The sequence below is a fragment of the Geodermatophilus sp. CPCC 206100 genome (assembly GCF_048569675.1).
Taxonomy (GTDB): Bacteria; Actinomycetota; Actinomycetes; order Mycobacteriales; family Geodermatophilaceae; genus Geodermatophilus.
The window spans coordinates 52,531-73,613 of the sequence record NZ_JAQISV010000007.1; the positions used below are offsets into that span (position 1 = coordinate 52,531).

Below are 21,083 nucleotides of genomic sequence, written 5' to 3' on the forward strand. Positions count from 1 at the left end.
AGTGCCCGACCAGCGCCCCGACGAGACCGGACCGGTGGGGGAGCGCCGGGTGCGCCGCCCGGCGGTGCCGCCCCCGGCCCGCCCGCGGCCCGCCCCGTCCGCCCAGCCGCCGCGGCCGGTGCAGCACGAGACGACCGAGATCGACCTGTCGGCCGGCTTCCCCCCGGTGCGGCACGAGACCTCCCAGATCGACCTGTCCGGCGGCCTGCCGGGCGGGCTGCCGATCCCGCCGCGCCGCCCGCGGCAGGGCCGGCGGCTCGGGATCGACGTCGGCTCGGTGCGGGTCGGGGTGGCGATCTCCGACCCCACCGGCCTGCTGGCCACCCCGCTGGAGACGGTGCGGCGGGCCCGTGACGAGTCCGATCTGGACCGGATCGCCGACCTCGTGGTGGAACACGAGGTGACAGAGGTGATCGTGGGGGAGCCGAGGCACCTCTCGGGTGCGTCGGGTGCGTCAGCGAAGGAGGCGCGTGCCTACTCTCGGGCACTCGCCGGGCGGATCGGCACCGTGCCCGTGCACCTCGTCGACGAAAGGCTCTCCACCGTGACCGCAGCCAGTTCCCTCCGGGCGAACGGTCTCGACAGCCGCCAGCAGCGTTCGGTGATCGACCAGGCGGCCGCCGTCGTCATACTCCAGGCCTACCTGGACGCCCAGCGGGAGCGGTCGTGACCGACCCGACCCCGTCCGTGCGGCGGGGTCGGCACGCCTCGCCCGACGCCCCCGGGGCCGGTGCCCCGGGTGCGGGCGGGCTGTACGGCGCCGAGGGCCTGCGGCAGCGCCGGGCCGTTCCGGCCGCCCGTCACGGTGGCGGCCCGGCGGACGACGGCAGCACCGGCCCCCTCCCCGGCGAGGGCGCCCGCCCCGTTCCGCCGCGCTGGACCGCCGGCGGCCAGGAGGGGTCGACGCACCCGTCGGCGCCCCTGCCGGACCTCCCCCCGCGGCCGCCGGGCGCCTGGTCGCGCATGCAGCGCAGAACCGACGTCCACCCCGACGACGACGCCACCGTGGCACAGTCCTTCGCCGACGCGCCGGGCCTGTTCGGCGGTGAGCCGGACGACGATCCCGCCGGGCACCACCCCGGGGACCCGCACGGCTGGGACGACGAGCACGAGTCCACCGGCGGCCTGGAGGTCATCGGTGCCTCGGGCGCCGACGACTCCCGCCGGTCGCGCCGCGGGCACGACGACGGCGGCGGCTCCGGGCGGGCCCCCCGCCGGCGCAGCCCGCTGGCCGTCGTCCTCTCCCTCGTCGTCCTCGCCGGGCTGATCGCGGGCATCGTCTTCGGCGGCAAGGCGATCATCGACCTGGTCAACCCGCCGAGCCAGGACTTCGCCGGCCAGGGGTCGGGCAGCGTCGAGATCCGCATCTCCGTCGGCGACACCCTCAGCGACATCGCCCGCAGCCTCGTCGACGGCGGCGTCATCGCCTCCGTCGGGCCGTTCGTGGAGGCCGCGGAGACCGAGCCCGCCGCCCGCGGGATCCAGCCCGGCGTGTACGCGATGCGGTCGCAGATGAGCGGCCAGGCCGCGCTCGACCTGCTCCTGGACCCGGCCACCCGGCTGTTCTCCCGGGTGACCATCCCCGAGGGCTTCACCGTCGCGCAGATCCTGCAGCGGCTGTCGGAGGGCACCCAGAAGCCGATCGAGGAGCTGCAGGCGGCGACCGCCGACCCGGCCGCGCTCGGCCTGCCGGCCTACGCCAACGGCCAGCTCGAGGGCTACCTGTTCCCGGCGACCTACGACTTCCAGCCCGACGACGCCCCGGTCGACATGCTGCGGGCGATGGTCGGCCGGTTCACCGAGACCGCCGCGACGATCCAGCTGGAGGAGCGGGCCGCGGCCGCGGGCCGGTCGGTCCACGACGTGGTCACCATCGCCTCGATGGTGCAGTCGGAGACGCGGCTGGACGCCGAGCGGCCCGACGTGGCGCAGGTGGTCTACAACCGGCTCAGCCAGGGGACGGCACTGGGCATCGACGCCACCCTCGCCTACGGCCTGGGCAAGAACGGCAACGACCTCACGGTGGCCGACCTGCAGACCGACAGCCCGTACAACACCCGCACGCGGGCCGGGCTGCCGCCCACGCCGATCAGCTCGCCCGGCGAGGCCAGCCTCGAGGCGGCCCTGGCGCCCACCACCGGCGACCTCCTGTACTACGTGCTGGAGAACCAGGACGGGAAGCACTTCTTCACCAGCGACTACGCGGAGTTCATGGCGGCCCGGGAGCGGTGCGCCGCCGCCGGTCTCGGCTGCGGTGGCTGACGCGCCGGCCGCGGGGACGGCCGTCGCCACCCGGCGCGCGGCCGTCCTCGGCCGGCCGGTGGGTCACTCGCTGTCCCCGCTGCTGCACCGGGCCGCCTACGCCGCGCTCGGCCTGACCGACTGGACCTACGACGCCCTCGACATCGGGGCGGAGGACCTGCCGGTGCTGCTGGCCGGGCTGGGCGAGGAGTGGCGCGGCTTCTCCGTGACCATGCCCTGCAAGCAGGCCGCGGTGGACGTCGCCGACCTGGTCGAGCCGCTGCCGCGGCTGCTGCACGCAGCCAACACGCTGGTGCGCACCGAGGCCGGCTGGCGGGCGGAGAACACCGACGTCGCCGGCATCGGCATGGCCCTGCAGCTGGCCGGCGTCGAGTCCGTCGACCGGGTGGCGATCGTCGGCGCCGGGGGGACGGCGGCGGCCGCGGCGGTCGCGCTGGCCTCCCTGGGCGCCGAGCACGTCGACGTGGTCGTCCGCGAGCCGTCCCGCGCCGGGGACCTGCTGCGCGTGCTGGACACGCTCTCGGTGCCGACGGCGGTGGTGTCCCTGGAGGCCGCGGTCGTCGACGCCTCCGTCGTGGTGAGCACGGTGCCGGTCGGCGGCCAGCCCGTCGTCGCCGCGCTGCCGTGGCGGGCCGGGCAGACGGTGCTCGACGTGCTCTACGACCCCTGGCCCACGCCGGTGGGGACCGCGGTCACCGCGGCCGGCGGCACGGTGGTCGGCGGCCTGGACGTGCTGTTCTGGCAGGCCACCGCGCAGGTCGAGCTCATGACCGGGCAGCCCGCGCCGATCGCGGAGATGCGCGCGGCGCTGGACGCCCGCTGACCGCGGGAGCCGGTCTCTCCCCGGTCGTCCTCGCCGCGGCCGCCACGGTCGCCGCGGTGGTGGTCGGACCCTGGCTGGCCCGGGTCACCGTGCGGCTGGCCACGCGGGACGACGCGGCTGCGGCCGGCCCGCTGCGCGCGGTGCTCACCAGCGCGCTCCTGGTCGCCGCGCTCACGGGTGTCGTCGTCCTCGCCGGCGTCCGCCCCGCCGCGCTCGGCCTGGCCTGGGCCGCCGGGGCCGCGATCGTGCTGGGCGGCGTGGACCTCGCCGTCCACCGGCTGCCCGACCGCGTCACCTTCCCGGCGGCCGCGGTCGTCACCGCGGCGCTGGTCGCCGACGCCGCGGTCCTCGGGACCTGGCCGGACCTGCTGCGGGCCGTGCTCGCCGCGGCCGCCGCGTCCGGGGTGGCGCTGCTGGGCGCGCTGATCTCCCCGCGGGGCCTGGGCCTGGGCGACGTCAAGCTGCTGGGCCTGCTCGGCCTCGTGCTGGGCTGGGTGGGGTGGGGCGCGTTGCTCGCCGGGGTGTTCCTCGGCCTGCTCACCGGGGCGGCGGTGTCCGTCGCGCTGGTGGCCACCGGCCGGGCCGGGTGGCGCAGCGCCGTCCCGTTCGGCCCGCCGCTGCTGGTCGGCGCGGCCCTGGCCCTGGCGCTCGCCGGCACGTGGTGAGCGGCGGGAACGGCTCTCCCCCCGGGGCCCGCCCGAGCCCGCGGGGGAAGGAGGGGAGGGGGGTCCTCCTAGACTCCGGGGCATGTTGCGCTGGCTGACCGCCGGTGAGTCGCACGGCCAGCAGCTCACCGCCATCCTCGAGGGCCTGCCCGCCGGCGTGCGCGTGCAGACCGCCGACCTGGACGCCGACCTGGCCCGGCGGCGGCTCGGCCACGGCCGCGGCGCCCGGATGTCCTTCGAGCAGGACGAGGTGACGCTGACCGGTGGCATCCGGCACGGGCTCACGCAGGGCGGTCCGATCGCGGTGCAGATCGGCAACACCGAGTGGCCCAAGTGGACGACGGTCATGTCCGCCGACCCGGTCGATGCCGAGGTCCTCGCCGGCCAGGCCCGCAACGCGCCGCTCACCCGGCCGCGGCCCGGCCACGCGGACCTGGCCGGCATGCAGAAGTACGGCTTCGACGACGCCCGCCCGGTGCTGGAACGGGCCAGCGCGCGCGAGACGGCGGCCCGGGTCGCGCTGGGCGCCGTCGCCCGGGCCTTCCTGCGACAGGCCCTGGGCGCCGAGGTGGTCAGCCACGTGGTCGGCATCGGACCGGTCGTCGTCCCCGACGGCATCGTCCCCGGCCCCGAGGACAACCCGCGCATCGACGAGGACCCGGTGCGCTGCGCGGACCCGGGGACCAGCGCGCGCATGGTGGCCGAGGTCGACGACGCCCGGATGACCGGCGACACGCTGGGCGGCGTCATCGAGGTCGTCGTCCACGGCCTGCCGCCGGGCCTGGGCAGCCACGTGCACTGGGACCGCCGCCTGGACTCCCGGCTGGCCGGCGCCCTCATGGGCGTCCAGTCGGTCAAGGCCGTGGAGGTCGGCGACGGGCTGGAGACCGCCCGCCGCCGCGGCTCGGTGGCCCACGACGAGATCGTGCTCGCGGACGGGCGGGTGCAGCGGCTGTCCGACCGCGCCGGCGGCATCGAGGGCGGCATGACCAACGGGGAGGTGCTTCGCGTGCGGGCGGCGATGAAGCCGATCTCCACCGTGCCGCGTGCGCTGGCCACGGTCGACGTCGCCACGGGCGAGCCGGCCGTCGCGATCAACCAGCGCAGCGATGCCTGCGCCGTGCCCCGCGGGGCGGTGGTCATGGAGGCGATGGTCGCGCTGGTGCTGGCCGACGCGGCGCTGGAGAAGTTCGGCGGCGACTCGCTGGCCGAGACCCGCCGCAACGTGGCGGGCTACCTCGACGCCCTGACCATCCGATGACCCCCGCCGAGCCGATGACCCCCGCCGAGCCGGTGCGCCGTCCCCTCCTGGTCCTCGTCGGGCCGCCGTCGTCGGGCAAGACGACCGTCGGCTCGGCCGTCGCCGAGCTGCTGGGCGTCGGCTTCACCGACACCGACGCCGACATCGAGGACGTCACCGGGCAGACGGTCGCCGACCTGTTCGTCCAGCGCGGTGAGGAGTTCTTCCGGTCGCTGGAGCAGCAGGCCGTGGCCCGCGCGCTCGGCGCGCACGGGGGCGTCGTGGCCCTCGGCGGCGGAGCCGTGCTCAGCCCCGCCACCCGCGAGCTGCTGGTCGGCTACGGCCGGTCCGGTGGCACGGTCGTCTGGCTGGACGTCGACCTCGCGTCGGCGGCGGAGCGGGTCGGGCTCGGCCGCACCCGCCCGGTGCTGGGCATGAACCCGCGGGCGACGCTGCGCGCGCTGCTGGTGGCCCGGGCGCCGCTCTACGAGGAGGTGGCCACGCTGACCGTCCCCACCGGCGGGCGGGAGCCCGGCGACGTGATCGCCGACGTCGCCGCCGCCCTGCGCTCGAGGACGGCCCGGTGAGCGGGGACCGCGCGACCTCGAGGCGGGTCCGCGTCCAGGGCGACCGGCCCTACGAGGTCGTCATCGGGCCCGGCGCGCAGCTGGAGCTGGCCCTGGTGCTCGACGGCACCCCCCGCGCCGTGGTCGTCCACGCGCCGCCGCTGGCCGCGCTCGCGGGCGCCGCGGTCGAGACGCTGCAGACGGCCGGGGTCGCCGCCGAGGCGGTGGTCGTGCCCGACGGCGAGGCCGCCAAGACCGCCGAGGTCGCGGCCCGTGCCTGGGACGAGTTCGGCCGGCTGGGCCTGACCCGCTCCGACGCCGTCGTCGGCGTGGGCGGGGGAGCGGTCACCGACCTGGCCGGGTTCCTCGCCGCCACCTGGGTGCGCGGCGTGCGCGTGGTCCAGCTGCCGACCAGCCTGCTGGGCATGGTGGACGCCGCCGTCGGGGGCAAGACCGGCATCAACACCGCCGCCGGCAAGAACCTGGTCGGCGCCTTCCACCCGCCGGCCGCCGTGCTGGCCGACACCGACGTCCTCGCCGGCCTGCCGGAGGCGGAGTTCCGCGCCGGGCTGGCCGAGGTGGTCAAGTGCGGCTTCATCGCCGACGGCACGATCCTCGACCTGCTCGAGGCCGACCCGACCGGCCGCCGCGACACCGTCGAGCTGATCGAGCGCGCGGTGCAGGTGAAGGCCGACGCGGTCGGCGAGGACCTGTTCGACACCGGACGCCGGGAGTTCCTCAACTACGGGCACACGCTCGGTCACGCCATCGAGCGGGTGGAGGACTTCGGCTGGCGGCACGGCGAGGCGGTCGCGGTCGGCCTGGTCTTCGCCGCCGAGCTGGCCGGGCAGGCGGGGCTGCTGTCCCGCGCCGAGGTGGACCGGCACCGCGACCTCGTCGGCGCCCTGGGACTGCCCACCCGCTACGCCGGCGACTGGGCGCGGCTGCAGGCGGTGATGCGGCTGGACAAGAAGGCCCGCGGCGCCTCGCTGCGGTTCGTCGTCCTCGACGGCCTGGGCAACCCGCGGATCCTGGCCGACCCGGACCAGGCCTGGCTCGACGCCGCGTGGGCGGCGGTCAGTGGAGGACGATCGTGACGATCCAGGTGCTCAACGGCGCGAACCTCGGCCGGCTGGGCCTGCGCGAGCCCGAGAAGTACGGGACGACGACGTACGCGGAGCTGGTCGAGCTCGTCGAGTCCGCCGCCGCGCAGCTGGGCCTGCAGGTGCAGGTCCGGCAGACCGACGACGAGGGCCAGCTGCTGCGCTGGGTGTACGAGGCCACCGACGCCGGCTCCCCGATCGTGATCAACCCCGGCGGCTGGTCGCACACCTCCGTGGTCCTGCACGACGCCCTGGCCGCGACCCGCGCGCCGGTGCTCGAGGTGCACCTCACCAACATCCACCGGCGCGAGGAGTTCCGGCACTTCTCCTACGTGTCCCGGGTGGCCGAGGGCGTGATCGCCGGGCTCGGCGTGGACGGCTACCTGCTGGCCCTGCGCTGGCTGGCCGCCCGGGACCACCGGTGAGGCACGCGGAGCGCCGGGCGGCGCTGCGGGCGATGGCGGGCGAGCGCGGGTTCGACGCGGTCCTGGTGACCGACCTGCTCAACGTCCGGTACCTCACCGGCTTCACCGGCTCCAACGGCGCCCTCCTGCTGCGCACCGACGGCGGCGACGTCTTCGGCACCGACGGGCGCTACACCACGCAGGCCGGCACCCAGGTCCCCGACCTCGAGCTGCTCGTCGAGCGGAACACCGGAGCGGCGCTCGCCCGCGAGGCCGTGCGCCGCGGCGCAGGCCGCATCGGGTTCGAGAGCCACGTGGTGACCGTCGACGGACTGCGCGCCCTGGAGTCGGTCCTCGCCGACGCCGCGGCCGGCGGGCCCGTGCCGGAGCTCGGCTCGGTCCGGTGCGCGGTGGAGTCGCTGCGCGCGGTGAAGGACGCCGACGAGATCGACGCCCTGCGCCGGGCCTGCGCGGTGGCCGACGCGGCGCTGGCCGAGCTCGCTGCGGAGGGGGCGCTGCGCCCCGGCCGCACCGAGCTGCAGGTCGGCCGCGAGCTGGACGCCCGGATGCTGGCGGTGGGCGCCGAGGCGCCGTCGTTCGAGACGATCGTGGCCACCGGCGCCAACTCCGCGATCCCGCACCACCGGCCCGACTCCACCGTCCTCACCGAGGGCGACTTCCTGAAGCTCGACTTCGGCGCGACCGTCGACGGGTACCACTCCGACATGACCCGGACGCTGGTCCTCGGGCACGCGGCAGACTGGCAGCAGGAGGTCTACGCGCTGGTCGCCGAGGCGCAGGCGGCCGGGCGGGCCGCGCTCGCCGTCGGCACGGACGTCGTCGCGGTCGACGCCGCGGCCCGGGACGTCATCGCGGCCGCCGGTCACGCCGAGCACTTCTCCCACGGTCTCGGGCACGGCGTGGGCCTGGAGATCCACGAGGCGCCGGGCATCGGGCAGCTGGGCGCGGGTACGCTGGCCGCCGGCATGGCCGTCACCGTGGAGCCGGGGGTGTACCTCCCCGGCCACGGCGGAGTCCGGATCGAGGACACGCTGATCGTCACGGAGGGCGAGCCCGAGTTGTTGACCCTCACGAGCAAGGAACTCCTGGTCCTGTAGATGGCTACCACCAACGACCTCAAGAACGGCATGGTCCTCAACCTCGACGGCCAGCTCTGGACCGTCACCGAGTTCCAGCACGTCAAGCCGGGCAAGGGCGGCGCCTTCGTCCGGACCACGCTGAAGAACGTGCTGTCGGGCAAGGTCGTGGACAAGACCTTCAACGCCGGCACCAAGGTGGAGACCGCCACGGTCGACAAGCGGTCGATGACGTACCTGTACAAGGACGGCACCGACTTCGTCTTCATGGACGGCGAGACCTACGACCAGATCCACGTGCCGGCCGAGACCGTCGGCGGCGGGGCGGACTACCTCCTGGAGAACACCGAGGCCGTCGTCGCCGTGCACGAGGGCACCGCGCTCTACGTCGAGCTGCCGGTGACCCTGGAGCTCGTCGTCGAGCACACCGACCCGGGCCTGCAGGGGGACCGCTCCACCGGCGGCACCAAGCCGGCCACCCTGGAGACCGGCGCGCAGATCCAGGTGCCGCTGTTCGTCAACACCGGCGACAAGCTCAAGGTCGACACCCGCGACGGCCGGTACCTCGGCCGCGCCAACTGACCCCCGCGCCCCGATGGCTGCCCGGTCCAAGGCGCGCAAGCGCGCGGTCGACGTCCTCTACGCCGCGGACCTCCGCGCGCGCGATCCGCGCGAACAGCTCGCGGAGGAGGTGTCCGGCGGTTCCCCGCCGGTCAACGACTACACCGTCCAGCTCGTCGAGGGTGCCGTCGAGCACGGCGCCCGCATCGACGAGCTGATCGACCGGCACGCCACCGGCTGGTCGCTGGACCGGCTGCCCGACGTGGACCGCGCAATCCTGCGCATGGCGGTCTTCGAGCTGCTGTGGGCTGACGACGTCCCGGATCCCGTGGTGATCGACGAGGCGGTGGAGCTGGCCAAGGCCCTGTCCACCGACGACTCGCCGGGCTACGTCAACGGCGTCCTCGGCGCGGTCCCCGCCGCCCGGGGCCCCCCCCGCCGGCCCGGGCCTCCGGCGCCAGGCCCGGCGGGCCGCCCCGGTGCCGGCGGCCAGCAGCATCGCCTGCATCCGGGCGGCCGAGCCCTGGCGGTGCACCCGGCGCAGGGCGGCCCGACGGCGGGCGGCGAGCAGGACGTCCCGGTCCGGCGGAACGGGGACCAGCGCGGGCGGGGTCATGACGGGCTCCTCCAGAGGGGGTCGATCAGCGGGCGTGGCCGACGCTACGGAGCCCTGCTGACACTTCCGTGGCCGTCGGCTGGCAGTTCCGTGACCCCGAGGTCCCCCGAACGCGGGAGGCCCCCGACCGGCGACCGGTCGGGGGCCTCCTGCGAGAGCGGGCGTCAGCGCGGCGAGCGGCGGCGCTCCCAGTTGGGGTTGAGCTCGTCCTCGTCCTCGTCGCCACCAAAGCCGACGACGCTCTCCATGCCGGGGGAGAGCACGCCCCACTCGATGAGCCGGGAGGTCAGCTCGTCGGGGCTCATGTCGTAGATGATCGCCAGCGACTTGAGGTCCTCGGCGCGGATGGACAGGACCTTGCCGTTGTAGTCGTGCCGCTGCGCCTGGATCGTCGAGGCGTAGCGGGCCAGCGGCCCGGCCTCGTCGGCCGGCAGCGAGCCCAGCGACTCGAGGTTGAGCACGATCTTCGTGGTCGAGGTGACCGCGGAGCTCGGCCGGGGATCGGGCAGCAGCTCGGAGACCGGGACGCCGTAGAAGACGGCGAGCTCGGAGAGCCGCTGCACGGTCACCGCGCGGTCGCCGCGCTCGTAGGAGCCGACGACGACGGCCTTCCACCGGCCGTGTGACTTGTCCTCCACACCCTGGAGGGAGAGTCCCTGCTGGTTCCGGATGGCGCGCAGCCGGGCACCGAGGGCCCGTGAGTAGTCGGTGCTCATCGCTTCCTGCTCACTGTCCGTCGTCGTGGGCGAGTTGTCGTCACGGAGCGTACTGGTGAAGCGGAGGGCGCGACACCAGGACACTCCTCCCGGGTGACGGGGCGCGATCCGCGTCACCCGGGGGCGGCGCAGGGGCCACTCGATCGTGCAGTACCGTCGGTCGCGGTCCACCCCACTCCTTTAACGACCCGTCCCGTGAGGCGGGGAAGGAGGCCTGATGGCCAGATCGTCCGAGCCTGCCCTGGGCGGCGCACCGGCACCCGCCGGTCCGTCCCCCTCCGCACTCCTCTCCGCCGCCGACGTCGCCCGCGTGGTCGACCGGATGGCCCACCAGCTCATCGAACGGGCCGCGACCACGAGCCCGTCCCCGGCCGACGGCGGCCTGTCCGACCTGGTGCTGGTCGGCATCCCCACCCGCGGCGCTCCGCTGGCCCGCCGGCTGGCCGCCCGCATCGAGGCGTTCACCGGCACGCGGGTCGACGTCGGCACCGTCGACATCACGCTCTACCGCGACGACCTGCGCATGCGCGGCGTCCGGGCCCTGGAGGACACCGTGCTGCCCGGTGCCGGAATCGAGGGGCGGCTGGTCGTCCTCGTCGACGACGTCCTCTTCTCGGGCCGCTCGGTGCGCGCCGCCCTCGACGCCCTGCGCGACCTCGGCCGGCCCCGCGCCGTCCAGCTGGCCGTGCTGGTCGACCGGGGCCACCGCGAGCTGCCGATCCGGGCGGACTACGTCGGCAAGAACGTGCCGACCGCACGCAGCCAGCAGGTGCGGGTCCACCTGCAGGAGATCGACGGCACCGACGAGGTGCTCGTCACCGAGGGGGAGAGCCGGTGAGGCGACAGGGAGTGAGCATCGCAGCGAGCTCTGCGAGCGAGGAGCGGAGCGACCGCGGAGTCGCACCGAGGAGCAGAGCGTGAAGCGCCACCTGCTGGAGGCCGGGGACCTGGACCGGGCCGACGCCACGCTGGTCCTGGACACCGCGGCGCAGATCGACGCCGCGCTGGCCGGCCGCGAGGTCAAGAAGCTGCCGACGCTGCGCGGCCGCACCGTGGTCAACCTCTTCTACGAGGACTCCACCCGCACCCGCATCTCCTTCGAGCTGGCCGCCAAGCGCCTGTCGGCCGACGTCATCAACTTCTCCGCCAAGGGCAGCAGCGTCTCCAAGGGCGAGAGCCTCAAGGACACCGCGCTGACCCTGGAGGCCATGGGCAGCGACGCGATCGTCGTCCGGCACAGCGCCTCCGGGGCTCCGCACCGGCTGGCCAACTGGGTGCGCGGCAGTGTGGTCAACGCCGGCGACGGCACCCACGAGCACCCCACCCAGGCGCTGCTGGACGCGTACACGATCCGGCGCCGGCTGGGCCGCCTGGAGGGGGTCCGGGTGACGATCGTCGGCGACGTCCTGCACAGCCGGGTGGCCCGCTCCAACGTGCGGCTGCTGGCCACGCTCGGCGCCGAGGTCACCCTCGTCGCCCCGCCGACCCTGCTGCCGGTGGGCGTGGGCAGCTGGCCGGCGGAGGTCTCCTACGACCTGGACGCCGTCCTGCCCAAGGCCGACGTGGTGATGATGCTGCGGGTCCAGGCCGAGCGGATGAACGCCTCGTTCTTCCCCAGTGCTCGCGAGTACAGCCGCCGCTACGGCCTCGACGCCCGCCGGGTGGGCGCGCTCGCCGACGACGCGATCGTCATGCACCCGGGCCCGATGAACCGTGGGATGGAGATCGCCGCCGAGGTGGCCGACTCCGTCCGCTCCACGATCGTCGAGCAGGTCGGCAACGGCGTCTCCGTCCGCATGGCCGTGCTCTACCTGCTCCTGGGAGGGGCCCCCTCATGACCGTCCTGATCACGGGGGCCCGCCCCTACGGCGAGGAGGCCGCCGACATCCTGGTCGAGGACGGCCGGATCACCGCCGTCGGGGAGTCGCTGTCGGCCCCCGGCGCCGAGGTGGTGGACGCCGCCGGGCTGGTCGCGCTGCCCGGCCTGGTCGACCTGCACACGCACCTGCGCGAGCCCGGCCGGGAGGACGCCGAGACGGTCGAGACCGGCAGCCGCGCGGCGGCGCTGGGCGGCTACACCGCGGTGCACGCGATGGCCAACACCGATCCGGTCGCCGACACCGCGGGCGTCGTCGAGCAGGTGTGGCGGCTGGGCCGCGACGCCGGGCTGGTCGACGTCGTCCCGGTCGGCGCGGTGACCGTCGGGCTGGCCGGCGAGCGGCTGGCCGAGCTCGGCGCCATGGCCGACTCCGCCGCCCGGGTGCGGGTGTTCTCCGACGACGGGCACTGCGTGAGCGACCCCGCGCTCATGCGCCGCGCGCTGGAGTACGTCAAGGCGCTGGACGGCGTCGTGGCCCAGCACGCCGAGGAGCCGCGGCTGACCGCCGGCGCCCAGATGCACGAGGGGGACCGCTCGGCCCGGCTGGGCCTCACCGGCTGGCCGGCCGCCGCCGAGGAGGCGATCATCGCCCGCGACGTGCTGCTGGCCGGGCACGTCGGCGCCCGGCTGCACGTCTGCCACGTCTCCACCGCCGGGTCGGTGGAGATCCTCCGCTGGGCCAGGTCGCGGGGCGTGCAGGTGACCGCTGAGGTCACCCCGCACCACCTGCTGCTCACCGACGAGTGCGCCGAGAGCTACGACCCGGTCTTCAAGGTCAACCCGCCACTGCGCACCGACGCCGACATCGAGGCGCTCCGCCAGGGGTTGGCCGACGGCACGATCGACGCCGTCGCCACCGATCACGCCCCGCACGCGGTGGAGGACAAGGAGACCGAGTGGGCCAGCGCCCGGCCCGGGATGCTCGGGCTGGAGCAGGCGCTGTCGGTCGTCGTCGCGACGATGGTGGAGACCGGGCTGCTCGACTGGCGCGGCGTCGCCGACCGCATGTCGGCCCGGCCGGCGGCCATCGGCCGGCTCGACGGTCACGGCCGTCCGCTGGTTCCCGGTGAGCCGGCCAACCTGCTGCTGCTGGACCCGGGCGCGCGGTCGGTCGTCGACCCCGCCGCGCTGGCCAGCCGCAGCCGCAACAGCCCCTATGCCGGCCGGGAGCTCCCCGGCCGCGTGGTCGCGACGTTCCTGCGGGGGACGCCGACCGTGCTCGACGGCAAGGCGGTTCGTTGACAGCCCCTCCGGCGAGATCGCCGATCTCGCACGCTCTGGACAGGGGAACCGTGCGAGATCGCCGATCTCGCCGGGTGATGGACGGGAAGGCAGTGACGTGAGTACGAGAGAGGCCCTGCTGGTCCTCGAGGACGGCAGGACGTTCCGGGGCGAGGCGTACGGCGCGGTCGGGACGACGGTCGGCGAGGCGGTGTTCTCCACCGGGATGACCGGCTACCAGGAGACGCTCACCGACCCCAGCTACCACCGCCAGGTCGTCGTCATGACCGCGCCGCACATCGGCAACACCGGGGTCAACGACGAGGACGACGAGAGCCGCCGCATGTGGGTCGCCGGCTTCGTGGTGCGTGACCCGGCCCGCCGCCCGGCGAACTGGCGGGCCACCGGCAGCCTGGACGACGAGCTGACCGCCCAGGGCGTCGTCGGGATCAGCGGGGTCGACACGCGCGCGCTCACCCGCCACCTGCGCGAGCGCGGCGCGATGCGGGCCGGCATCAGCAGCGAGGGGCTGCCGGTCGAGGAGCTGCTGACCCGGGTGCAGTCGGCCGAGCCGATGACCGGCGCCGACCTCGCGCCCGCGGTCACCGCCAACGACCCCTACGTCGTCCCGGCGGCGGGGGAGAAGCGGTTCACCATCGCCGCGCTGGACCTCGGGATCAAGACCGCGACCCCGCGGCACCTCGCCGCGCTCGGCGTCGAGACGCACGTGCTGCCGGCGACCGCCACGGCCGAGGACCTGCTGGCCGCCGGTCCGGACGGCGTGTTCCTGTCCAACGGCCCGGGCGACCCGGCCGCCGCCGACTACGCGGTGGCGGCGGTGCGCGGCGTCCTGGACGCCGGGCGCCCGCTGTTCGGCATCTGCTTCGGCAACCAGATCCTCGGCCGGGCGCTGGGCCTGGGCACCTACAAGCTGCGCTTCGGCCACCGCGGGCTCAACCAGCCGGTGCTCGACCGGGTCAGCGGCACCGTCCGGGTCACCAGCCACAACCACGGGTTCGCCGTGGACGCCCCGCTGGACCGGCCCACCGACACCCCGTACGGCCGGGTGGAGGTCAGCCACGTGGGGCTCAACGACGACGTCGTCGAGGGCCTGCGGCTGCTCGACGCGCCGGCGCTGAGCGTGCAGTTCCACCCGGAGTCCGCGGCCGGCCCGCACGACGCCGCGCCCCTGTTCGGCCGGTTCGTCGACCTGATGGAGGCCGAGCGCAGTGCCCAAGCGTGACGACATCTCGCACGTCATGGTGATCGGCTCCGGGCCGATCCTCATCGGCCAGGCCGCGGAGTTCGACTACTCCGGCACCCAGGCCTGCCGGGTGCTGCGGGCCGAGGGGCTGCGGGTCAGCCTGGTCAACAGCAACCCGGCGACGATCATGACCGACCCCGAGGTCGCCGACGCCACCTACATCGAGCCGCTGACGCCGGAGTTCGTCGAGAAGGTCATCGCCAAGGAGCGACCCGACGCGCTGCTGGCCACGCTCGGCGGGCAGACGGCGCTCAACACCGCCATCGCGCTGTACGAGAACGGCGTCCTCGAGCGGTACGGCGTGCAGCTCATCGGCGCCGACGTCGACGCGATCAACCGCGGCGAGGACCGGCAGCTGTTCAAGGACATCGTCCGGTCCATCGGCGCCGACGCGCCCCGCTCCACGGTGTGCGCGTCGGTGGAGGAGGCGATCGCCACCGCCGAGGAGGTCGGCTACCCGGTCGTCATCCGGCCGAGCTTCACCATGGGCGGCCTGGGCTCCGGCATCGCCACCGACGAGCCGATGCTGCGCCGCATGGCCGGCCACGGGCTGGCCGACTCCCCGGTGCACACCGTGCTCATCGAGGAGTCGGTGCTGGGCTGGAAGGAGTACGAGCTCGAGCTCATGCGCGACCGCAGCGACAACGTGGTCGTCATCTGCTCGATCGAGAACATCGACGCGATGGGCGTGCACACCGGCGACTCGGTGACCGTCGCGCCGGCGATGACCCTCACCGACCGCGAGTACCAGCAGATGCGCGACGTCGGCATCGCGGTGCTGCGCGCGGTCGGCGTCGACACCGGCGGCTGCAACATCCAGTTCGCCGTCCACCCCGGGACCGGCCGGCTGGTCGTCATCGAGATGAACCCGCGGGTGTCCCGCTCGTCGGCGCTGGCGTCCAAGGCCACCGGCTTCCCGATCGCCAAGATCGCGGCGAAGCTGGCCATCGGCTACACGCTCGACGAGATCACCAACGACATCACCGGGGTCACCCCGGCCAGCTTCGAGCCGGCGCTGGACTACGTCGTGGTGAAGATCCCGCGCTTCGCGTTCGAGAAGTTCCCCGGCGCGGACCCGCGGCTGACCACCACGATGAAGAGCGTCGGCGAGGTGATGGCGATGGGCCGCAACTTCTCCGAGGCGCTGGGCAAGGCGATGCGGTCCACGGAGACCCCGGTCGCCGGGTTCTGGACCGGGAACGCCGAGTCCCGCTCGGCCGAGGAGCTGCTCGAGGCGCTGCGCACCCCGGTCGACGGGCGGCTCTACGTCGTCGAGCAGGCGCTGGCGGCCGGCGCCACCGTCGAGCAGGTGGCCGAGGCCAGCGGCTTCGACCCGTGGTTCGTCGACCAGGTCGCCCAGGTGCGCGAGATCGGCGAGGCGGTCCGCGACGCGCCGTCGCTCACCCCGGACCTGCTGCACCGGGCCAAGCGGTCGGGGCTGTCGGACCGGCAGGTCGCCGCGCTGCGGCCGGAGCTGGCCGGGGAGGACGGCGTCCGGGTGCTGCGCTGGCGCCTGGGCATCCGGCCGGTGTTCAAGACCGTCGACACCTGCGCCGCGGAGTTCGCCGCCCGCACCCCGTACCACTACTCCTCCTACGACGAGGAGACCGAGGTCGAGCCGCGGGAGAAGCCGGCGGTGCTGATCCTCGGCTCCGGTCCCAACCGGATCGGGCAGGGCATCGAGTTCGACTACTCGTGCGTGCACGCGGTCGCCGCCCTGCAGGACGCGGGCTACGAGGCGGTGATGGTCAACTGCAACCCGGAGACCGTCTCCACCGACTACGACACCGCCGACCGGCTGTACTTCGAGCCGCTGACCTTCGAGGACGTCCTCGAGGTCTACGAGGCCGAGCGCGCCGCCGGTCCGGTCGCGGGGGTCATCTGCACCCTCGGCGGGCAGACCCCGCTGGGCCTGGCGCAGCGGCTCAAGGACGCCGGCGTCCCGGTGCTGGGCACCTCCCCGGAGTCCATCGACGCCGCCGAGGACCGCGGGGCCTTCTCCCGGGTGCTGCACGACACCGGGCTGCTGGCACCCAAGCACGGCACCGCGACGACCTTCGCCGAGGCGCGGGAGATCGCCGCGGCGGTCGGCTACCCGGTGCTGGTCCGCCCCTCCTACGTGCTGGGCGGGCGCGGCATGGAGATCGTCTACGACGACGCGACGCTCGAGGCCTACATCGCCAAGGCCACCGACGTCAGCCCCGAGCACCCGGTGCTGGTCGACCGGTTCCTCGAGGACGCCGTCGAGGTGGACGTCGACGCGCTCTACGACGGCGCCGAGCTCTACCTCGGCGGGGTCATGGAGCACATCGAGGAGGCCGGCATCCACTCCGGCGACTCGGCGTGCGCGCTGCCACCGATCACGCTGGGCCAGGCCGACATCGTGCGCATCCGCGCCGCGACGGAGCAGCTGGCCGCCCGGGTCGGCGTCCGCGGGCTGGTCAACGTCCAGTACGCGGTGAAGGACGACATCCTCTACGTGCTGGAGGCCAACCCGCGGGCCAGCCGGACGGTGCCGTTCGTCTCCAAGGCCACCGCCGTCCAGCTGGCCAAGGCCGCCGCGCGCATCGCGGTCGGGGAGACGATCGCCGACCTGCGGTCCGCGGGCGTGCTGCCGGCCGCCGGTGACGGCGCCGACCTGCCCGCCGACGTGCCGATCGCGGTCAAGGAGGCGGTGCTGCCGTTCCACCGCTTCCGCACCGTCGAGGGGCAGAACGTGGACACGGTGCTCGGCCCGGAGATGAAGTCCACCGGCGAGGTCATGGGCCTCGACACCGGCTTCGGCACGGCGTTCGCGAAGTCCCAGGCCGCCGCCTACGGCTCGCTGCCCACCACCGGGACGGTCTTCGTCTCGCTGGCCAACCGCGACAAGCGCTCGGCGGTCTTCCCGGTGAAGCGGCTGGCCGACCTGGGGTTCCGGGTGCTGGCCACCGCGGGCACCGCGCAGGTGCTGCGCCGCAACGGCGTGCCCTGCGACGTGGTCGGCAAGTTCAGCGAGGGTCCGGGGAACGTGGTCGAGGCGATCCTCGCCGGCGACGTCGACATCGTGGTCAACACCCCGTTCGGCTCGCCGGGCAACAGCGGGCCGCGGCTGGACGGCTACGAGATCCGCACGGCCGCCGTCGCGGCGGGGATCCCCTCGATCACCACGGTGCAGGGGCTCGGGGCCGCGGTGCAGGGCATCGAGGCGCTGCGCCAGGGCGAGGTCGGTGTGCGCAGCCTCCAGGAGGTCCACGCCGCCCTGACCGCCGGAACCCGCCCGTGACCGCCACCCCACCTCCCGTCGGTTCTCGTGGAAACCGTCGGGAGGGGCTGCTGACCGAGCCGGCGCCGCGGGCGGCGAACCGGCCGGTGCAGCGGGTGGTGGAGGTGCTCGCGGCGCGGCCGGTCGGTGCCTACGTCGAGCTCACCCTGGCCGCTCCGGAGGTCGCCGAGCGCGCCGAGCCGGGGCAGTTCGTCGCCTTCGCCGTCGGCGGGCCCACCTCGGCGCACCTGCTGCGCCGCTCCATCGCCATCGCCGGCGCCGGCGGGGGCGCGGTCAGCGTGGTGGTCGCCCCGCACGGTCCGGGCTCCACCTGGCTGGCCGCGCTGCGGCCGGGCGACACCGTCGACGTCGTCGGCCCGCTGGGCCGCCCCTTCCCGGCGGCCCCGGCCGGAGCGACCGCGGTCGTGGTCGGCGGCGGCTACGGCGCCGCGGCCCTGGTCGGGCTGGCCGCGCAGCTGCGCGACCGAGGGCACCCGGTGGCCGCGGTCACCGGGGCGGCGAGCGCCGACCGGCTGTGCTCGGTCGACCAGCTGTCGGCGGTGGCCGGGGCGGTCGCCGTCACCACGGACGACGGCAGCGCCGGCCGGCGGGGCCGGGTCACCGACGCGCTCGCGGACCTGCTCGGCGACGCCGGCGTCGTCTACGCCTGCGGGCCGATGCCGATGCTGCGCGCGGTCGCCGACGCGGCCACCGCGGCCGGCGTGCCCTCCTACGTCGCCGTCGAGGAGTCGATGGCCTGCGGGATCGGGGTGTGCATGACCTGCGTGCTGCCGGTGGTCGGGGAGGACGGGCGGACCCGGTTCTCCCGCTCCTGCACCGAGGGGCCGGTCTTCGGCGGGGACCGGGTCCGCTTCGCCGACGTCGGCGCCCTGCCGTGGGACGTCGTCGGCGCCGACGCCATGGGGGTGGTCGCACCATGACCCTCGTCGAGTCGAGCGGAGTCGCTGGAGCGCAGGAACCGCGCTCGAGCGACTCCGCCACCGCCGTCGACATGTCGACGGCCCTGGGGACGGCGGCGATCCCGAGCCCGGTGCTCACCGCCTCCGGCTGTTCCGCGTTCGGCCAGGAGCTCGAGCCGTTCGTCGACCTCGCCGCGGTCGGCGCGGTGGTCACCAAGTCGGTGCAGCTGCGGCCCCGCTCGGGCCGGCCCACCCCGCGGATGGCGGAGACGCCCAGCGGGATGCTCAACTCCATCGGGCTGCAGGGGCCGGGCATCGACGGGCTGTTGGCCGAGGAGCTGCCCTGGCTGGCCGAGCGCGGCGCGCGCGCCTTCGTCTCCATCGCCGGCACCCGCGTCGAGGACTTCGCCGAGCTCGCCACCCGCCTGCGCGGCGTGCCCGGCGTGCTGGGCCTCGAGGTCAACATCAGCTGCCCGAACGTCGAGAGCCGCGGCGAGGTGTTCGCCTGCGACCCGGTCGCGGCCGCCGACGTGGTCGCCGCCGTCCGGGCCGCCGCGGACCCCGCCCAGCCGGTCTACGCCAAGCTCAGCCCCGACGTCACCGACATCGTCGCGGTGGCCCGCTCGGTGGCCGCCGCCGGCGCCGACGGGCTGTCGATGATCAACACGCTGCTCGGGCTGGTGATCGACCCCGACACGATGAAGCCGGTGCTCGGCGGGGTCACCGGCGGGCTGTCCGGCCCGGCGATCCGCCCGGTGGCGCTGCGCTGCGTCTGGCAGGTGCACCAGGCGCTGCCGGACGTGCCGATCCTCGGCATGGGGGGCATCCGCACCGGCCTGGACGCGCTGCAGTTCGTCCTCGCCGGCGCCTCGGCGGTCAGCGTCGGGACGGCGGTGTTCGCGGACCCGTCCGCGGTCGCCCGCGTCCACGAGGAGCTGGCCGCGGCGCTGGCCGCGCGCGGGTTCGCCTCGCTGCGCGACGCCGTCGGGTACGCGCACCGGTGAGCGCGCCGTTCGGCGAGCGCCTGGCCGACGCCGTCGCCGCGCGCGGGCCGCTGTGCGTGGGCATCGACCCGCACGTGCCGCTGCTGGAGCGCTGGGGGCTGCCCGACGGCCCCGACGGCCTGGCGCGGTTCACCGACGCCGTCGTCGACGCCCTGGCCGGCACCGTGGCGGTCCTCAAGCCGCAGCTGGCGTTCTACGAGCGGCACGGCTCCCGCGGCCTGGCGGTGCTGGAGGACGCCGTCGCGCGGGCCCGCGCCGCCGGGGCGCTGGTGCTGCTCGACGCCAAGCGCGGGGACATCGGCTCGACGATGGACGCCTACGCCGACTACCTGCGCCCCGACCACCCGCTGGCGGTGGACGCGATGACGGTCAGCCCCTTCCTCGGCCCCGGCTCCCTGCAGCCGGCGGTCGACACCGCCCGGCAGTCCGGCGGCGGGCTGTTCGTCCTGGCCCGGACCTCGAACCCCGACGCCGGCGCGCTGCAGCACGCGCTGGTGGGGGAGCGGACGGTCGCCCAGGTCGTCGTGGACACCGTCCGCGGCTGGAACACGCCGGGCTGGGTGCTGGGCGACCCGCTGCCCGACCTCGGCGCCGTGCAGGACCTCGCCAGCCGCTGGGGGCCCACCACCGGCTCCTTCGGCGTCGTCGTGGGCGCCACGCTGGCGGAGCTGGACGTCGACCTGAGCGGCCTCGGCGGCCCGGTGCTGGCCCCGGGGCTGGGCGCGCAGGGCGGGTCGCCGGCCGACCTGCGCCGGCTCTTCGGCGCCGGTGCGGCCGTCGTCCCGACCGTGTCGCGCGACGTGCTCGCCGCCGGGCCGGACGCCGCGGCGCTGCGGGCCGCGGCCGACCGCTGGGCCACCGAGCTGGCCGGGTGAGCCGCGCCGCGCCCTGGGCGGTCACCGCGGTGGGGCTGGCCCTCGTCGCCGCGGGCGCCGTCGTGTTCCGGTTGGCCAACACCGCCACCTGGACCGCGTACAGCGGCAGCTACGCCCCCCTGGTGCCCGAGGGGTCCCCGGCGGCCTACCGGAGCGAGCTCGTGCTGTCCGTCGACGGCTCCGTGCTGTGGACCTGGCGGCACGCCGCCGGCGCCGGCCTGGTCGTCCTCGGGCTGCTGGTCCTCGCCGGCGTCGGCGGCTGGGCCCTCGGGCGCCGGTCCCGTCGGCGCGCGGGCGGTTGAGCCGGCCGGACGGGCGTTCCACCAGCGGTTTCCGGCCCGTACCGGCGTGTCGTACTGCGGCGTGTCGGACGGAACCGTCCGCAAGTGCAACGACCTCGCGGCGACCCGGGATGGCCGCTGACCTGCGGTGATGACGCAGGGTGAGGACGATGCTCGACGGAGCGTGCCCGATGCGTCACCGATTGCTGGACACGGCCCCGAAAGACGGGCGTGACCTGCGCTTTTCCGGGAACTAGGTTGGCCGACAGGGCTCAGCAGCGAGCCCTGTCCCGACACCGCACCGATCCCGCCGGTCGAGACGCGAGCCGGCGACGACACGAT

20 protein-coding genes and 1 pseudogene are annotated in these 21,083 nt (G+C 75.2%); 20 read left to right on the forward strand and 1 reads right to left on the reverse strand.

The features are described from left to right. The first annotated feature begins 1 nt into the window (after nucleotide 1). The 11 genes and pseudogenes from ruvX to nusB all read left to right on the forward strand — a co-directional run. Entirely contained in the window at nucleotides 2-670 is a 669-nt protein-coding gene (ruvX, locus tag PGN05_RS03675; RefSeq protein ID WP_419751167.1) for a Holliday junction resolvase RuvX, read from the forward strand. Continuing rightward, entirely contained in the window at nucleotides 667-2,262 is a 1,596-nt protein-coding gene (gene mltG / locus PGN05_RS03680) for an endolytic transglycosylase MltG (RefSeq protein ID WP_419751168.1), read from the forward strand. Before ruvX ends, mltG begins: the two co-directional genes overlap by 4 nt. Next, nucleotides 2,255-3,085, forward strand: a complete 831-nt coding sequence (locus PGN05_RS03685; RefSeq protein WP_419751169.1) for a shikimate dehydrogenase — start codon at nucleotides 2,255-2,257, stop codon at nucleotides 3,083-3,085. Before mltG ends, PGN05_RS03685 begins: the two co-directional genes overlap by 8 nt. 56 nt (nucleotides 3,086-3,141) lie before the next feature. Continuing rightward, the gene (locus PGN05_RS03690) at nucleotides 3,142-3,750 is read left to right on the forward strand and encodes a prepilin peptidase (protein WP_419751170.1); all 609 of its coding nucleotides are present in this window, start codon (nucleotides 3,142-3,144) and stop codon (nucleotides 3,748-3,750) included. Between the two features lie 82 nt (nucleotides 3,751-3,832). Then, nucleotides 3,833-5,011: a chorismate synthase gene (gene aroC, locus PGN05_RS03695; protein WP_419751171.1), complete on the forward strand. Its 1,179-nt coding sequence runs from the start codon at nucleotides 3,833-3,835 to the stop codon at nucleotides 5,009-5,011. Beyond that, nucleotides 5,008-5,577, forward strand: coding sequence for a shikimate kinase (locus tag PGN05_RS03700; protein WP_419751172.1), 570 nt, complete (start codon nucleotides 5,008-5,010; stop codon nucleotides 5,575-5,577). The genes aroC and PGN05_RS03700 overlap by 4 nt, the downstream gene beginning before the upstream one ends. Then, nucleotides 5,574-6,653 carry a 3-dehydroquinate synthase gene (aroB, locus tag PGN05_RS03705; RefSeq protein ID WP_419751173.1) on the forward strand — a complete coding sequence of 360 codons (1,080 nt, stop codon included), beginning with the start codon at nucleotides 5,574-5,576 and terminating at the stop codon, nucleotides 6,651-6,653. The genes PGN05_RS03700 and aroB overlap by 4 nt, the downstream gene beginning before the upstream one ends. After that, nucleotides 6,650-7,084: a type II 3-dehydroquinate dehydratase gene (gene aroQ / locus PGN05_RS03710; protein WP_419751174.1), complete on the forward strand. Its 435-nt coding sequence runs from the start codon at nucleotides 6,650-6,652 to the stop codon at nucleotides 7,082-7,084. Before aroB ends, aroQ begins: the two co-directional genes overlap by 4 nt. Then, complete coding sequence (locus PGN05_RS03715; RefSeq protein WP_419751175.1) at nucleotides 7,081-8,181, forward strand: M24 family metallopeptidase; 1,101 nt, start codon at nucleotides 7,081-7,083, stop codon at nucleotides 8,179-8,181. Before aroQ ends, PGN05_RS03715 begins: the two co-directional genes overlap by 4 nt. Next, complete coding sequence (gene efp / locus PGN05_RS03720) at nucleotides 8,182-8,742, forward strand: elongation factor P (RefSeq protein WP_419751176.1); 561 nt, start codon at nucleotides 8,182-8,184, stop codon at nucleotides 8,740-8,742. It begins immediately after the preceding gene. 13 nt (nucleotides 8,743-8,755) lie between these two features. Then, a pseudogene (gene nusB / locus PGN05_RS03725) lies at nucleotides 8,756-9,076 on the forward strand (transcription antitermination factor NusB); the annotation flags it as partial. A gap of 425 nt (nucleotides 9,077-9,501) precedes the next feature. Here the strand turns inward: nusB and PGN05_RS03730 are convergent. Continuing rightward, on the reverse strand, nucleotides 9,502-10,053 hold the full coding sequence (locus PGN05_RS03730; protein ID WP_419751177.1) for a transcriptional regulator: 552 nt from the start codon (nucleotides 10,051-10,053) through the stop codon (nucleotides 9,502-9,504). 217 nt (nucleotides 10,054-10,270) lie between these two features. Here PGN05_RS03730 and pyrR point away from each other — a divergent pair, with 217 nt between their 5' ends. From pyrR to PGN05_RS03775, 9 genes are all read left to right on the forward strand, one after another. Further along, complete coding sequence (gene pyrR, locus PGN05_RS03735; RefSeq protein ID WP_419751178.1) at nucleotides 10,271-10,891, forward strand: bifunctional pyr operon transcriptional regulator/uracil phosphoribosyltransferase PyrR; 621 nt, start codon at nucleotides 10,271-10,273, stop codon at nucleotides 10,889-10,891. 79 nt (nucleotides 10,892-10,970) lie between these two features. Beyond that, a complete protein-coding gene (locus PGN05_RS03740) occupies nucleotides 10,971-11,891 on the forward strand; it encodes an aspartate carbamoyltransferase catalytic subunit (RefSeq protein WP_419751179.1) in 921 nt (306 codons plus the stop codon). Then, nucleotides 11,888-13,174: a dihydroorotase gene (locus PGN05_RS03745; protein ID WP_419751180.1), complete on the forward strand. Its 1,287-nt coding sequence runs from the start codon at nucleotides 11,888-11,890 to the stop codon at nucleotides 13,172-13,174. Before PGN05_RS03740 ends, PGN05_RS03745 begins: the two co-directional genes overlap by 4 nt. A gap of 97 nt (nucleotides 13,175-13,271) precedes the next feature. After that, a complete protein-coding gene (gene carA / locus PGN05_RS03750) occupies nucleotides 13,272-14,396 on the forward strand; it encodes a glutamine-hydrolyzing carbamoyl-phosphate synthase small subunit (RefSeq protein ID WP_419751181.1) in 1,125 nt (374 codons plus the stop codon). Continuing rightward, nucleotides 14,383-17,682, forward strand: coding sequence for a carbamoyl-phosphate synthase large subunit (carB, locus tag PGN05_RS03755; RefSeq protein WP_419751182.1), 3,300 nt, complete (start codon nucleotides 14,383-14,385; stop codon nucleotides 17,680-17,682). The genes carA and carB overlap by 14 nt, the downstream gene beginning before the upstream one ends. Then, a complete protein-coding gene (locus tag PGN05_RS03760) occupies nucleotides 17,679-18,602 on the forward strand; it encodes a dihydroorotate dehydrogenase electron transfer subunit (protein ID WP_419751183.1) in 924 nt (307 codons plus the stop codon). The genes carB and PGN05_RS03760 overlap by 4 nt, the downstream gene beginning before the upstream one ends. After that, nucleotides 18,599-19,585 (forward strand): dihydroorotate dehydrogenase, encoded by a 987-nt coding sequence (locus tag PGN05_RS03765; protein ID WP_419751184.1) that lies wholly within the window; start codon nucleotides 18,599-18,601, stop codon nucleotides 19,583-19,585. The genes PGN05_RS03760 and PGN05_RS03765 overlap by 4 nt, the downstream gene beginning before the upstream one ends. Further along, nucleotides 19,582-20,460: an orotidine-5'-phosphate decarboxylase gene (gene pyrF, locus PGN05_RS03770; RefSeq protein WP_419751185.1), complete on the forward strand. Its 879-nt coding sequence runs from the start codon at nucleotides 19,582-19,584 to the stop codon at nucleotides 20,458-20,460. Before PGN05_RS03765 ends, pyrF begins: the two co-directional genes overlap by 4 nt. After that, entirely contained in the window at nucleotides 20,457-20,762 is a 306-nt protein-coding gene (locus PGN05_RS03775) for a hypothetical protein (RefSeq protein ID WP_419751186.1), read from the forward strand. Before pyrF ends, PGN05_RS03775 begins: the two co-directional genes overlap by 4 nt. Nucleotides 20,763-21,083 lie beyond the last annotated feature (321 nt).

Bases quoted from the DNA above. Each gene is read 5' to 3' on its own strand.
- aroC (WP_419751171.1), top strand. From the start codon at position 3,833: ATGTTGCGCTGGCTGACCGCCGGTGAGTCGCACGGCCAGCAGCTCACC.
- PGN05_RS03700 (WP_419751172.1), top strand. From the start codon at position 5,008: ATGACCCCCGCCGAGCCGATGACCCCCGCCGAGCCGGTGCGCCGTCCC.
- efp (WP_419751176.1), top strand. From the start codon at position 8,182: ATGGCTACCACCAACGACCTCAAGAACGGCATGGTCCTCAACCTCGAC.
- PGN05_RS03730 (WP_419751177.1), bottom strand. From the start codon at position 10,053: ATGAGCACCGACTACTCACGGGCCCTCGGTGCCCGGCTGCGCGCCATC.
- pyrR (WP_419751178.1), top strand. From the start codon at position 10,271: ATGGCCAGATCGTCCGAGCCTGCCCTGGGCGGCGCACCGGCACCCGCC.
- PGN05_RS03745 (WP_419751180.1), top strand. From the start codon at position 11,888: ATGACCGTCCTGATCACGGGGGCCCGCCCCTACGGCGAGGAGGCCGCC.
- PGN05_RS03765 (WP_419751184.1), top strand. From the start codon at position 18,599: ATGACCCTCGTCGAGTCGAGCGGAGTCGCTGGAGCGCAGGAACCGCGC.